This is a genomic window from Peribacillus sp. NPDC096622, from assembly GCF_044762665.1.
GTDB classification, from domain to species: domain Bacteria; phylum Bacillota; class Bacilli; order Bacillales; family DSM-1321; genus Peribacillus; species Peribacillus frigoritolerans_B.
Genome location: NZ_JBIWES010000029.1, coordinates 16,931 through 30,277, shown reverse-complemented (window position 1 = coordinate 30,277; position 13,347 = coordinate 16,931). Strand labels below are relative to the sequence as shown.

13 protein-coding genes and 1 pseudogene are annotated in these 13,347 nt (G+C 36.4%); 6 read left to right on the top strand and 8 right to left on the bottom strand.

Translation table 11 applies throughout. The features are described from left to right. Positions 1 to 232 precede the first annotated feature (232 nt). Positions 233 to 673: a cell wall hydrolase gene (locus ACIQYG_RS25410; RefSeq protein ID WP_402843968.1), complete on the bottom strand. Its 441-nt coding sequence runs from the start codon at positions 671 to 673 to the stop codon at positions 233 to 235. A gap of 619 nt (positions 674 to 1,292) precedes the next feature. Here ACIQYG_RS25410 and ACIQYG_RS25405 point away from each other — a divergent pair. Next, the gene (locus tag ACIQYG_RS25405) at positions 1,293 to 1,523 is read left to right on the top strand and encodes a hypothetical protein (protein ID WP_402843965.1); all 231 of its coding nucleotides are present in this window, start codon (positions 1,293 to 1,295) and stop codon (positions 1,521 to 1,523) included. A gap of 66 nt (positions 1,524 to 1,589) precedes the next feature. Here the strand turns inward: ACIQYG_RS25405 and ACIQYG_RS25400 are convergent, their stop codons facing one another. Continuing rightward, complete coding sequence (locus tag ACIQYG_RS25400) at positions 1,590 to 1,739, bottom strand: hypothetical protein (RefSeq protein WP_402843962.1); 150 nt, start codon at positions 1,737 to 1,739, stop codon at positions 1,590 to 1,592. Between the two features lie 702 nt (positions 1,740 to 2,441). Between ACIQYG_RS25400 and proC the strand changes: the two genes are divergently transcribed. Then, entirely contained in the window at positions 2,442 to 3,341 is a 900-nt protein-coding gene (proC, locus tag ACIQYG_RS25395) for a pyrroline-5-carboxylate reductase (RefSeq protein WP_402843959.1), read from the top strand. Between the two features lie 127 nt (positions 3,342 to 3,468). Further along, positions 3,469 to 4,527, top strand: coding sequence for a YkvI family membrane protein (locus tag ACIQYG_RS25390; protein WP_402843956.1), 1,059 nt, complete (start codon positions 3,469 to 3,471; stop codon positions 4,525 to 4,527). 621 nt (positions 4,528 to 5,148) lie between these two features. Here ACIQYG_RS25390 and ACIQYG_RS25385 read toward each other — a convergent pair. The 6 genes and pseudogenes from ACIQYG_RS25385 to ACIQYG_RS25360 all read right to left on the bottom strand — a co-directional run bounded on the left by ACIQYG_RS25385 (position 5,149) and on the right by ACIQYG_RS25360 (position 8,296). Further along, positions 5,149 to 5,493 carry a hypothetical protein gene (locus ACIQYG_RS25385; RefSeq protein ID WP_402843954.1) on the bottom strand — a complete coding sequence of 115 codons (345 nt, stop codon included), beginning with the start codon at positions 5,491 to 5,493 and terminating at the stop codon, positions 5,149 to 5,151. 925 nt (positions 5,494 to 6,418) lie between these two features. After that, complete coding sequence (locus ACIQYG_RS25380; protein ID WP_402843951.1) at positions 6,419 to 6,550, bottom strand: DUF6254 family protein; 132 nt, start codon at positions 6,548 to 6,550, stop codon at positions 6,419 to 6,421. 116 nt (positions 6,551 to 6,666) lie between these two features. Then, complete coding sequence (locus ACIQYG_RS25375; RefSeq protein ID WP_034310968.1) at positions 6,667 to 6,849, bottom strand: hypothetical protein; 183 nt, start codon at positions 6,847 to 6,849, stop codon at positions 6,667 to 6,669. A gap of 130 nt (positions 6,850 to 6,979) precedes the next feature. After that, positions 6,980 to 7,273: pseudogene (locus ACIQYG_RS25370) on the bottom strand (FMN-binding negative transcriptional regulator); the annotation flags it as partial. A 23-nt stretch (positions 7,274 to 7,296) separates the two neighbouring features. Beyond that, positions 7,297 to 7,818, bottom strand: a complete 522-nt coding sequence (paiA, locus tag ACIQYG_RS25365) for a spermidine/spermine N(1)-acetyltransferase (RefSeq protein ID WP_402843947.1) — start codon at positions 7,816 to 7,818, stop codon at positions 7,297 to 7,299. Positions 7,819 to 7,843: 25 nt separating this feature from the next. Next, positions 7,844 to 8,296, bottom strand: coding sequence for a MarR family winged helix-turn-helix transcriptional regulator (locus ACIQYG_RS25360; protein ID WP_402843944.1), 453 nt, complete (start codon positions 8,294 to 8,296; stop codon positions 7,844 to 7,846). Positions 8,297 to 8,412: 116 nt separating this feature from the next. Here ACIQYG_RS25360 and ACIQYG_RS25355 point away from each other — a divergent pair, with 116 nt between their 5' ends. The 3 genes from ACIQYG_RS25355 (at position 8,413) to brnQ (ending at position 13,231) form a co-directional block, all read left to right on the top strand. Then, positions 8,413 to 9,057: a YczE/YyaS/YitT family protein gene (locus tag ACIQYG_RS25355; RefSeq protein WP_402843942.1), complete on the top strand. Its 645-nt coding sequence runs from the start codon at positions 8,413 to 8,415 to the stop codon at positions 9,055 to 9,057. A gap of 497 nt (positions 9,058 to 9,554) precedes the next feature. Beyond that, positions 9,555 to 11,234, top strand: coding sequence for a NucA/NucB deoxyribonuclease domain-containing protein (locus tag ACIQYG_RS25350; protein ID WP_402843939.1), 1,680 nt, complete (start codon positions 9,555 to 9,557; stop codon positions 11,232 to 11,234). A gap of 653 nt (positions 11,235 to 11,887) precedes the next feature. Beyond that, on the top strand, positions 11,888 to 13,231 hold the full coding sequence (brnQ, locus tag ACIQYG_RS25345; RefSeq protein ID WP_402843936.1) for a branched-chain amino acid transport system II carrier protein: 1,344 nt from the start codon (positions 11,888 to 11,890) through the stop codon (positions 13,229 to 13,231). The last annotated feature ends 116 nt before the right edge of the window (positions 13,232 to 13,347 follow it).

Here is a 13,347-nt window from a genome sequence, read left to right as displayed (position 1 = left end):
AAGCTAACCACTACTACTGCCTTCATGGTTCGGGACTTTCACCCTATAGATTGCACCCATGCCGGGCGCACGAAAAAGCTGCCTTAAAGACAGCTTCGATCTTCAGCTAACGCACCCGTTAGCTGAAGTACAATAATTCACAATCTTACTTTTTTAGATAAAAACTATTGCTAAAAGTTTTATATTGTATAAATATTTTAAATATGTAAAAAAGCTTACTCAAAGAGTAAGCTTAACCTCTATAAACACTATCACATGTTCCAGGTTTTGGTTCATAAAAACAATGGTCTTTAAATTGACCAGTATGAGGTTGATCATACCATGTTGGAGGACATGGCGCATAGGGATTGAAATACCAAAGGGCATATCTAGCCGGATGCTGTCTCCAGTGCTTCAAATTCTGTTCTGCTAATCTTCTTTCAATACCTCTCGCTCTTTGATAAAATACATTCCCTTTTTGAACAGCTTCAAAAGAATAATTTCCTCCTTGTACTTGATAAATGACTTGTGGAATTGTTCTTAAACCTTTAAAGTCTAAACAATTAGCTACAAGACGATTCACAATTACATTTCCAACAAATAACATTCCTAGTTGTCCTTCACCTTCGGCTTCTGCTCTCATCATCCTTGCCATTAAGTCAACGTCTGAACTTCGGTAATTTGCTCTTGCCATTTTTCCACCCCAAAAATATTGTATGAAAAATAGCCTACAGTCATGTCATTATTTATGTAATATAAATGCTTAGTTATAATTACTTACAGCTTTTAAGTAAAATGAAAACTATTACATTCTTTTTTCCCTTTATTCAACTAAACTGCCCCGTTAGCCATCCATGAAGCGCAAAAATCAGTGCTTCACCACAGAGAATGAAAATGGTTCAGAGCCGTCAATACTAATTCTACGGCTTGGAGAGGAAGGTCGATGAACTATGGTGCGTTAGAGCCCACCCGTTAGTCTGACTCCAACGACCAAGGTGCACCACTGACTGTCGCGCCCTTTTGGGGTAGAGCACTCATGGGAGATTAATCCTTTTTTGGTCGTCGCGCTAGCCTCTACTTAATTTGCTTTGATTGGAGGTTTTTGTTTAACGATATACCAAACTCAATCAGATCACTCATAAGGCTCAGCCTTTTTTTAAAAAGCGTCTTTACTGGGTCTATTTTGTTGTGATTTTTTCTGGATTTTAAGCTTTTTTAATTTTCATGGGAGTTCATTAAGAAAAGGTTGCTTCAAACAACCTCCCTTATTGATGTAAAGCACGTATTCCCTGACTTTCTTTGAGTGTGGGGTGTTGAGAAAGGATCTTGCTGAAAAGATCGAGACTTATCTTTTTATTCAGTTACCTAAGCCAAGTGAGTATCCAAATGTTTTAAAAATTTCTGCTGGAGATTGCTGGTGTATCCAAAATAACGGCTGGTCTATTGATTCTGCTACTGAAATTTTTAGTGAGGAATGGATATCTGATGACGAGTTTTTTGTCACCGAATCTGAAATTTTTGGGAATAATAAACTCTATCATTAATTGAAAAAAGAACTTCGAATAAGAAAAACATAGGGAGATTTTAGTCTTCCTATGTTTTCATTCATACTATTTATCTGTTTGTTTTTGCTTCTTTTTCAAATACTCCGCACGTATTTTTTCAAGTTGCTGCTTTTTATCAAATTTGGCAGGCTTCTGTTTTTCATGATACTTTGTCACAGCTACCTTACCTTTGGTATCCAATTGATATTTTCCCACTTTGTTCACCTACTTTTCTTGTCTTTAAAGAGAATTTATTCAACAAATATAATATACCTTATTTTACTGAAGTTAACCTTATTACTTTTTTAGTGTACTGCTAACTTTGCATATATCAGTAAAAACATTAAAAACTTAGTAAAATAATTTATCGCCAAATGGTATTCATTTCATTGCTTTAATTAAAATAAAATGCCTTGACACTCTGCATAAGCCTCAATAACTCCTTATTAGGAGGTTGCACAACTTCCAATTTGTTCACTTTTTCTATAAAAGCTTGTATTTCATTAATATCTGTAATGACTCGGAAGATACCCCTTCCTCATCAACACCTTGCACTAATAAAGTTGTATATTCATCTTCATGTGCTTCTCCCTTCAATAAATTAAGGTCAAGTCTTAGATAAAATGGGAGAGCGATTATTAAAAGGGCATTTTACAGACAAAAAATACGGACAAAACCTGTAACGACATGTATTGTTTTTTTCCTAAAATATCCGCAAATACCCCGATTACAGCCGATTATCCCTGATTAAATGACCTGACCGGCATGTAAGCACCAAATGATAACGCTTCCCTTCACTATCTCGGCCTTTTCCTTGTGAATGTCCTCTCTTCCCTTGAATCTAAATCTGAGCATGTTACGATAACAAGGTTGAAAAATACGAACGGATTACGAACAATGAACTTTTAGGAGGGCATAATGTTGAGAGATAAAACTGTTGCATTTTTAGGAGCCGGTTCGATGGCAGAGTCGATGATTTCAGGAATTGTACAGATTGGGAGCATACCAGCAGAGAGAATTTATGTGACAAATCGCAGCAATCAATTACGACTCGAGGAAATGAATCACGTGTATGGAGTTCATGCGGTCCATCAGGATGCATTGCCATATGAAGAAGTTGATTTCTTTATTTTGGCAATGAAGCCACAGGGAGCAGCAGATGCTCTTGATGCACTCAAAGATAAAATAAGAGTGGATCAAGTTGTGATTTCTGTTTTAGCGGGCATTTCCACTGAATTTATGGAAAATCATCTACAGCTTGGACAGCAAGTTGTGCGGTTGATGCCAAATACCTCGAGCATGATCCGGGAGTCGGCAACTGCGTTATGTCCGGGAAGACATACAGCGATGGACAATGTGATAGCAGTGAAAGAACTGTTTAGCTGTATGGGAAAAGTGTTCTTAATTGAAGAAGAGCAAATGGATATTTTTACAGGAATTGCAGGAAGCGGACCTGCTTACTTCTATTATTTAATGGAGCATATGGAACACGCTGGCGTTAAAAAGGGCATGGATGAAGCGATGGTCCGTGAGATTGTCGCCCAAACGATTTTAGGCGCAGCCAAGATGATTATGGTGAACGACGAGACACCGGCAAGTCTCAGAGAGAAAGTCACTTCACCAAATGGAACGACGGCATCCGGACTTGATGCTTTACGAAAAAATAATGGCGGCAGAGCCATTTCACAGGCGATTCATCATGCAGCGAAACGTTCGAAAGAGCTGAATGAAGAGATGGCAGTAGCGGACAGGAAATCGACTATGCCCCCAAGAGTACTAGGGAACTTCAGTACCATAAAAGGACGGTGTCTAAGTTAATTATTTACAGAAATACACCATGGAACCTCCTTAGGTAATTAATATGTATCAAAAGATGCGGTAATCAAATAACAATCCTATCAAATAGTTAAGAAAAAATATAAACGTAAGAAAAACGGAGGACAACATGAAGAGAATCCTTAAGATTGCTAGCGCTTTTATCGGAATTCTTATCGGAGCAGGGTTCGCCTCAGGACAAGAAACCATGCTTTACTTTGTAAGCTTCGGGAACTTGGGCACAATTGGAGCTATCATTTCAGTCGCTATTTTTGCATACCTTGGAATGATTCTGATGAAGCTTGGCAGTCGTACACAAACAGATTCGCATCAGGAAGTAATTTATAAGATTTGTGGTCGCTTTCTCGGCTGTATCATTGATTATGTTCTGAACGCCATCCTATTTGGTATAGGAATTGTCATGATTGCGGGGTCAGGCTCGATCTTTGATCAGCAATTCGGATTACCTTCCTTTATAGGCAACATTCTTATGACTGTTCTTGTTATGATAACAGTTATGCTGAAAGTTGACCGTGTGATTAAGGTAATTGCATCCGTCACACCATTTCTGATTCTTGTCGTACTTGTTCTATTTATTTATAGTATGTTTACAATGAATTCATCGTTTACGTCACTTGAACCACATGCGCTGGAACAAAATTCAGCTGCGGGACATTGGCTTATATCTGCAATAAACTATATTTCAATAACCATTGCAATGGGGGCTTCCATGACACTTGTTATGGGTGGAAATGAACCTGATGAAAGGATATCATCCATTGGAGGACTTACAGGAGGGATCACTTTAGGTCTACTTCTTATAATTAGTCACCTTACTATTTTCTCAAATATTAATACTGTATCGGACTTAGATATGCCAATGCTGGGAATCGCCAACAGTTTTTCACCTCTCTTAGGTATTCTGTACTCTCTCGTTCTGTTCGCTATGATCTTCAATACGGCAGTCAGCATGTTCTACTCATTTGGAACACGCTTTTCGGATCCACAGACCATAAAATTTAAAGTAATCGTTATTTCATCACTGTTGATAGGATTTATAGCAAGCTTCTTTGGCTTCACTAAACTTGTTTCCTCTCTCTATCCAATCTTTGGCTATATGGGAATTGTTCTTATTATCGTTCTCATCATTGCTCCATTCCGAATGAGTCGATTAACGAAAGAAAATTAAATTGAGGATTGTTCACCCAACCTTTCTACTCCATGTGTAGAAAGGTTTTTTGAGGAAAGAAAAACTTTCCTTTCCCCTCTATACTTCGGACAAACTAACCTACTAAGAGCTGTTGCCAGCATTAATTTAGGGTCTTACATTAATAATATGAAGACAATTCACAAATTCACTAAAAGCAATATTAGGAACATATTTTTCGTCATAAATCTGCATTTGAAAATGATACCAATAAAAATGGATTGGTACTGGATAACCCAGTTTGCCTAAATGTTTTTCCATGCAGTCTAAATAGCGTAATTCTGGTATTATCTCTCTTGTTTTATCAATATATAATTCTTCCTTATTCGCAAGGTGTGATAACTTCTGATAAAAACTTTTTTCGTATTTGTTAAAATAAAAATTGTATGTCGCTATATAGATGGCTTTTGTTTCTTTATAACATCTTGCTAACCAACCATCCCAAAAATCCGATTCTTTAAAAAAAGATCACTTTACCTTCTTGCAAAGGGATTTCTTTTTTCATATTTCAGCCTACCAATTTGATGTTTCTTATTAAACTAACCTGCCTCGTTAGTTCCATAAGAAAAAGCTGCCTTAAAGACAGCTCCGTGGGAATAAGGGTTAATGATTTTTATTTGCATACATTCTTGCCATTGTCGAAGGTGAAAATGTAATTCTATATTTCCCTTCAAGTTCTTTCTTCATTTTTTTCGTTAAAGTCAATCCTTGTTTATTGTGTTCTTCTTCAAGTTCAATCCCATTAGGAAGCAATGTATCTTCATCCCAATCAATCCATTCACCATACCTATTTACCCATTCAATCAATTCATTTGTTAACGTATTTGAAATCGGAATGTCCTCTATATCCAAGTTACAACCACATTGATTGCACCATATAGGGTCCGCCCCAACATCACCTTCAACTCTTAACTCATATGTTTCTTTTTGTTCACAAAAACATTCCATATTATTTTCCGACTCCTCCACTACACGCTTTTTTATTATATTTTACATGACTTTTGTTAAAGTAACCTGTCCTGTTAGTTCAATAAAGAAAAGCGATTCTTATTAAAGAATCGCTGAGTTTGTAGACAAATATCATCCGAACTTACGAATAGAATGAAAAGGTGAATGGGATTAAGATTGAATATGCAGAAGAATCTCCTCATTGAGGGAACCTCATGTCTTTTCCCTTATTCCTTTTCGTTCATGTAAAATTTCTTGGATGATTTCAATATGAACAAAAGACCATGATTTTTCATGAAAGTGAAGATACACACTTATGGAAAGAATGGAAATATAAATTAAAATGAAGACGACCCAAAGCAAACTCCCATCTTTAAAAAGGAAATCTTGCAATTGATTTGAAAATAGAAGAAAAAGCCAAGGTCCGGAGGATATTATAATAGGAATGATCCCCGATCCGTTTTTCTCTTTTATCATACAATAATAAATTTTTTTTAACGTATCACTATCAATGGAACTATAAAAGTTTTGAATTTTTTCCACTTCTATTAGTTTCTTCATACCTTTGAAAGATTGGTCTTTGTATGATGCTTTTTTTAATTGAAGATAAATTTTATGAGCATCTCCCCGTAATGAAAACATATATCTGATCTTTCCCCCCTCCAAAAAACTCCTTGCTAAAAGGCTTTGTAATAATCCGTATTTTTATGTAGTCTTTGTCTTTTATCTTAGCTTGAGGGGGTGACATACGAATTATCGTCCATACTATTACCATAATAAAACCAGCTCGTATATGTAAACCTAAAAGGCCATAATCATCACTCCCGATAATTATGGCCTTTTGTTAACGACAACGTGGGGTACAGTGACCTCACTATTATGTGGTGGCCATCCCCTTTGGATCGCCTCTCATTCTTAAACGGTTTTACTTATTTTCAGATTCATTTTTGCCCGTAACTTCAGCTAATTGTTCAAATGAATGGACCTTACCATGTGGATTCTGCGATTGTTTACGATCTTTCCATTGGCGTTCTTGTTGTCGCTTAGATTGAGTCATCTAAATAAGCTCCTTTACATAAAGTTCAGTAAAAAGTTTGAAGCAATGATAAGCCTCCACCCTTTGTACTCGGTGCAGGCATCACTTATCCTCAGTTCAAGTCTGGCAAGTATTAATTAATGCATGCCTTTCCACTCACCTTGATTTTTAGATGCTTTTTCTTTTTTTGCTTTATTTTTATGTGCTTGATTAGCATTTGCACTGCCAAATTCTTTAGAGAATTCAGAATCAGTTTTGCTTGAATCAAATCCTTGTTTGTTTTTTTGATCTGCATCATTTTTCTTTGTTCGTTTTGCCATGTATACCCCTCCTTCTTATCTTTAGTATGAGATCAGAAAGAAGAAATATACTCCGAATAAAAACCGTAGTAGCATGAATCCGACATGTAATTCGGGTAAATAATAAAGTGAATAATACATGGACGGCTTAATAATTCCATGTTAAACTTCTTCATGCCCATACCAAGAAGAAGCAATGTAAGCGTTCGGTCCCTGAAACATAACAAGCACATCTTCACAGGTTTCAAATGATCTCCACTGAGGATTTCCATAAGCCAGATGCCCAGTAAGATAGTAATCATCACCTTTTTTATTTAACCCCAAAGGTAAATGAGTCGCATTGGTTTCCCTTGATCTGTTGTGACAATCGTTCCAAAGAGTTTTCTTGAACAAAATCCCAAATTTCAACAACATTCATGACCTTATAATAATTTGGATTATACATAATGATCCATCTTTCAAAATAAGTTATATGAGTGTTTTGGTCATTATAAAGTCCGTTTGTTCTTCATCACCCATATAAAAAGAATGGGCTCCAGTTTGAACAAACCCAATTTTCTTATAAAAACCAATGGCATTTTCATTTTTTTCCCATACGCCCAGCCAGATTTTCTTTTTATTACGTTCCATCGCAATTTCCATAGCTTTATTTAGCAGATATTTACCCAGCCCATGTTTTTGAAATTTGTTCTTTATATAAATCCGCTCGACTTCAAGTGATTCATCACCCATTTCTTCAGTCTGGGCATCATTGGTATTGACCTTTAAATATCCAGCGACTTCATTATTAAAATAAACAAAAAAGAATTGCGAAGAAATATTGGATAATTCTTTTTCTAATTGGTTTAAGTTAAATGCCTTTTCCAAATAGGCATTCATATTTTCGGGTGAATTTTGATGCTTAAATGTCTCATTAAATGTTTCATAACTAATTTCTTGAAGAATGCGTGAATCGTCTAGGGTACACTTTTTAATATTTGTAGTAGTCATTTAAATATGCCGCTCCTTTATATAATCAATAATTTCTCTTGTTTCCCTTTTTTACAGTTTCCCAGTCTTTTTCTACATTTTTTCTTACTCTTTGAAGAAGATCGGAAATGGTTTCTACTTCACTTTCGGAAAATCCCTCCAATGCAACGATATTGGAATAATCATTTTCTCTTTTTATAAAAGGATAAACATTTTTCCCTTTCTCCGTTGGAAAGAGTTTTTTAATTTTTTTGTTGTGTTTATCTTCTTTCTTTTCAATAAAGCCATTGATTTCAAGTTTTTTTATAGCACGAGCTGCTGTTGTTCGATCTACTTTTATCATCTCAGCTAACTTTTCTTGTATGATTCCTGGGTTTTCACATATTCGCACAAGGTACAAATACTGCCCTTTTGTAAGGTCATATTCTTTAAATTCGATATTACTTATGGAATCCAATGCCCTTGCTATCATTCCAATTTCACGAAGAATTTCCTTCATAATTAACTCCTCAGCACGTATTTTTTGTTGCAAATGCAATAAAAATATCATATATTTAATTTAACTTAATTTTGTTGTGTTTGCAACAAAAAAATAATGATAAAGGGGTCGTTATAGTGAAATATGTTTTTTATGTATTGGGAATTTTAATCTTAACGCTTGGTATTTCTTTCACTATACAATCAGACCTTGGAACTTCACCTTTTGATGCACTTTTGGTCGGTCTGTCCATTAATGTGGGGCTTACTGTGGGAAGTTGGGAAATAATAATAGCTTTGATCTTGATATGTTTTAATTCATTCTTAAAAAGGCAAAGACCAGAAGTTTTGGGGTTGTTAACAGCATTTATAACGGGTATTGGTATTGATATGTGGCTTTTTTTATTGCACAATTTGATAACACCTGAACTATGGTACAGCAAAGTTGTTTGTTTTGGAATCGGCTTAGTTGTTATAGGATTAGGAACTGCAACATATTTACACACAAATTTTGCACCGATTCCAGTTGACCGATTAACATTAATCATACAAGAATTAACGAAAACAAATATATTTTTTTCGAGAACAGTCATTTACCTCGCATTCTTGATAATGGCAATGATTTCAAATGGACCAATTGGCGTTGGAACTTTATTGACCGTTTGTTTAGGAGGGCTAATACTCAATTACTTTATGCCAGTTACTGAAAAAGTATTAGACCGCATATTAACACACTCTAGTACATCACCGAATTATGATAAAGATAAAAAACATTCCATATAGAATGATTTTTATCTTTATTGTTCCCCCCTTTAGTTGCATAAGAAGGCAGCTCCGATCCTCAGCTAACACACCTGTTAGTTCATTAAGAAAGTCTATTTTTTTATTTCTTCTTCAACTAAATGACCCGATACATATAATAGAACGCAATCCCTACTTCGGAAAAGCTCCATGCTCTCGAATAATCATCCATATAACTTCTTTAAGTATTATTGAACAATGATCTTAATTGAATAACATATCCTCGTCTTTAACCAACTTTATTCAATGCAACATCTTTATTGTCATCAACATTATCAGGTCTTTTGAATCGGCCACCATCTTCCTATTTAATAAGTATTTGGTAAAAAATGTAGGTTGATAGCATTATTTGATTTGGAATGTATTGTCAAATATTTTGTTTTGTAGTAACCTATCAGCGATTTAAATCGCACCGATCTAATAGCGGATAGTCCAATGGCAGTAAACAGCTGTTACTATTCAATAAGGGAGGAATTGGAATGTCCAGGTTACACAAGCATTTTTTTTCAATTGTCCTTGTCATGCTTTTGACCTTTGGCATCTTTGCACCTGTACAGACACAAGCAACTTCAAACGGTGGAGGATACTGGGTCCCAGACGACAAGATCAAGAAGGCAACCGAACTGATGAAGCAAGGTAAATCCCTCGGGGAGCTTGAAATCAAACAAGATCAAATCCAGCAAAAAGAAGGCATTCAGACATTAGAAGAATTGATGGAAGTAGACCAGCAAAGTAAAGTGACATACAGAACGAACTTGGCACCTCCGATCAAGACGGCGGTCGGATGGGTACCCCCGGAATTTGACTATGATCATATCCAGACTGTAGATGAATGCCGGAGAAGTCCTGACAGCAGTTCAGAAACAGGGTATATCAAGAACCGTTATTCCTTCTGTTGGTCCCATGTGGCGACATATCAAGTCCCTATAAAATGTATCGGAGGGATCTGTATAAACGCAGGGGTTCAATTTCAATTCACGGAAATAGGTTATGGTTCCAACCAAAGCCGGAACATGAGAATCTATTATACACTTGACGATATCATCGTGACCGATCCAGCTTTAAATGGAGCCAAGTTGAAAATCGATATGGTATGTGAATCGAAATTGAACGCAGGTGACTGTAAAGAGGATCCCGACTATCCACCGACGGAAAGAACGATCGCCCACTGGAAAAACACGAACTTCAGTACGGAAATCTTCACCTCAGAAGCGCCCCCAGCAACTGATTCAAATCCTGACCAGTTGGGATACATGGAATTTTGGCCGAAACTCACCCTTACCCATTCAGCAAGGAAATACAAAAAAAGCATAGATGGCATCAAACAGACCGTCCGATATGACTCTGCAAAATACATGTTCGCTTTCCCAGATCAATATTTCCGGCAAGGAGCCGTATTCAGCAAAGCCACACCGGTCTTCAATGTCCCGATCACGAAACCTGAATTCGAAATGCTAACTGAAGCCGGCCAGCATTGGAAGGACGCTATGGACCACCCAGAACAGACAAAGCCTCAAATGATTGGAAAGAAAATACCGGGAGCTGTAGGAGACAGCACACTGACACGGATGTATACAAAACGTCATCAGGAGGAATACAACCGTAATAGGAACAAGACACGAAGGATTTGTGACCGGGAGTTCGGAGATGAGGATCGGACAGGAAAGCAGTGTGACGAATATCCTTTCGCTTCCACCTGGGAAGGTTCATCGACGAACGGATCGGATAATTTTTCTGTGAGAATGATTTCCGCTGATTCGAACGGTGCTGCAGGGACATGGCTCGGTGCCTGGTACGCCTATGACCGGATTCTGGATGGAGACGCTTTTAATGTGGAGGTCGAAGCTCCTGAGAAAATCGCGACGATCCGATCGGAAGGTCAGCCTCAGGACGGCCAGGATAACCGATCAAGTGATAACTTCACGATCGGGAACATCCCTGCTTACGCGACCAAGTTACAATGGAAAATCGTCGACGGTCCTAAAGATGCAAAATTCGATGTCATGAAAGACATCAGCTTCGGTATCGACGAAACGATCTTCTATGATCTTACAGACGGGTCCGAGTCAGAAATCGAAACGAGTGAAGATTTCTACATCGCCAGACCGGAAAACACCGATGGAGAAAGCTTTACTGTCGAAGTCTACGCAATCCCTTAATAATAAAAGGTTAGTTGAATAAAAGACGAAGGCTAGTCAAAAGAGCTTAGAGATTCCAATCTAAGCTCTTTTGACTAGGTATTTATAGTGACTACCTCCATCATATCCCCGATAACGAAATAAGCAAATTATGTATTTTCCATAGATGACATTCCAATTAATTATATCTGCATTAATTCTCTTCTACATTTAAATCTTTTATAGTTCTTGTTTCACTAATCTGATACGTTGTTTTTTCACAACTACCACTTTTATACCTCCCAATGACAGCTTTATTTATTGTTTTTTTCCTCCTTTGTATCCTTTAAAGAGCAAGAAGTATGTATTACAATATATCAATAGTTATAAAATGGTATTTTAGTTAATGATTACATATCACTAATAGGGGGAAAAGTAGGGGAATTTTCTGTAATTCATGGCGATTATCACTTCTTAATCATGGTTAGTAACAGTCTGCTTGTCGTTAAAATTATAAAGAACCTTATTGCATATTAAATAAGGCCGCCCAAAAGGAGAAACTTTAAATTTATATTGAAATCAATTTTATCAGGTCATAATACAATACAATCTTATGTATTTAGTTTGTGATCAATTTTTTGAAAATTATTTCTTTTCGAGAAAGTAAAATCTAGTTCTTTCATGGAGGTTTTAATTTGGCTACTAGAATACCCTTTTCATTTATATTAGTTATTGGTTTAATGTTATTTGCTCTATTTTTTGGGGCAGGAAATTTAATTTTTCCACCAATGCTTGGTCAATCAGCAGGAATGAATATCTGGTCAGCAAATGCAGGGTTTTTAATAACAGGAGTTGGCTTACCGCTACTTGGTGTGTTAGCACTTGGTTTTTCGGGGAAAGATGATTTACAGTCGTTGGCAAGTCGGGTACATCCTGTATTTGGTATTGTATTCACAACCGTTCTTTATTTAGCCATTGGTCCTTTATTTGCTTTGCCTAGATCAGGAAACGTTTCTTTTGAAATCGGTGTAAAACCTTTTTTGTCCGACAATCCAGGCTCTGCACCTTTACTTATTTTTACAATCATCTTTTTTAGCATTACGTGCCTTTTTTCAATCAATCCCGCAAAAGTTGTCGGAATTGTCGGGAAAATATTAACACCAATCAAGATAACGTTCATTGGAATCCTAGTAGTAGTTGCTTTTAATCATCCAATCGGAGATTTTCAAGCACCTATTAAGAATTATTCAGTTCAACCATTTTTTAATGGGTTTAGAGAAGGTTATTTAACAATGGATACGCTTGCATCTTTTGTTTTTGGCATCATCATCATTAATGCCATAAAAGAAAAAGGTGCTAGAACAAAAAAACAAATTTTGGTTGTTTGTGGAAAAGCAACTGGAATTGCTGCCTTTTTCCTGGCAACCATGTATTCAGCTCTTTCTTATATGGGTGCTTCAAGTGTAGAAAAACTTGGGCACCTGGAAAATGGAGGCACTATCTTAGCAAAAGTCTCGGATTATTATTTTGGAGCTTATGGCGGGATATTATTAGGATTAATGATTACAGTAGCTTGTTTAACAACAAGCGTGGGACTTGTTACATCTTGTTCTTCATTCTTCCATAAACTATTTCCAAAGGTTCCTTACAAAACAATTGCTATTAGTTTATCTATTTTTAGTGCAATAGTTGCCAATATTGGGCTAACCCAGTTAATTGCTGTTTCTATTCCTCTCTTAACAGCTATTTATCCATTAGCCATTGTATTAATTTTCTTGACATTTTTTCATTCTTTATTTAAAGGGAAAGCTGAAGTGTATCAAGGAAGCTTACTTCTAACATTTATAATTAGTTTATTTGATGGATTAAATCGAGCCGGTATACACATTTCATCCATTAATAATTTTTTTAATGAAATTCTTCCTATGTACGATGTCGGACTAGGGTGGATTATTCCAGCAATTGTTGGAGGATTTATAGGGTTTAGCAGTAACATACTACGAGGGAAATTCGGTCTTAATCCCCCAACTAGTAGTTAAGTAAATATTAAAATAAGGTCAACCCAGTGATTTTCTACTGGTTGACCTTTTAAAATTGAATGTCGAGGCCTGGAACAGCCCTATTAGCCCACCTAGTTCCTCTACTAAAAAGAGGC

Bases quoted from the DNA above. Each gene is read 5' to 3' on its own strand.
- ACIQYG_RS25410 (WP_402843968.1), bottom strand. From the start codon at position 673: ATGGCAAGAGCAAATTACCGAAGTTCAGACGTTGACTTAATGGCAAGG.
- proC (WP_402843959.1), top strand. From the start codon at position 2,442: ATGTTGAGAGATAAAACTGTTGCATTTTTAGGAGCCGGTTCGATGGCA.
- ACIQYG_RS25390 (WP_402843956.1), top strand. From the start codon at position 3,469: ATGAAGAGAATCCTTAAGATTGCTAGCGCTTTTATCGGAATTCTTATC.
- ACIQYG_RS25385 (WP_402843954.1), bottom strand. From the start codon at position 5,493: ATGGAATGTTTTTGTGAACAAAAAGAAACATATGAGTTAAGAGTTGAA.
- ACIQYG_RS25380 (WP_402843951.1), bottom strand. From the start codon at position 6,550: ATGACTCAATCTAAGCGACAACAAGAACGCCAATGGAAAGATCGTAAA.
- ACIQYG_RS25375 (WP_034310968.1), bottom strand. From the start codon at position 6,849: ATGGCAAAACGAACAAAGAAAAATGATGCAGATCAAAAAAACAAACAA.
- paiA (WP_402843947.1), bottom strand. From the start codon at position 7,818: ATGACTACTACAAATATTAAAAAGTGTACCCTAGACGATTCACGCATT.
- ACIQYG_RS25360 (WP_402843944.1), bottom strand. From the start codon at position 8,296: ATGAAGGAAATTCTTCGTGAAATTGGAATGATAGCAAGGGCATTGGAT.
- ACIQYG_RS25350 (WP_402843939.1), top strand. From the start codon at position 9,555: ATGTCCAGGTTACACAAGCATTTTTTTTCAATTGTCCTTGTCATGCTT.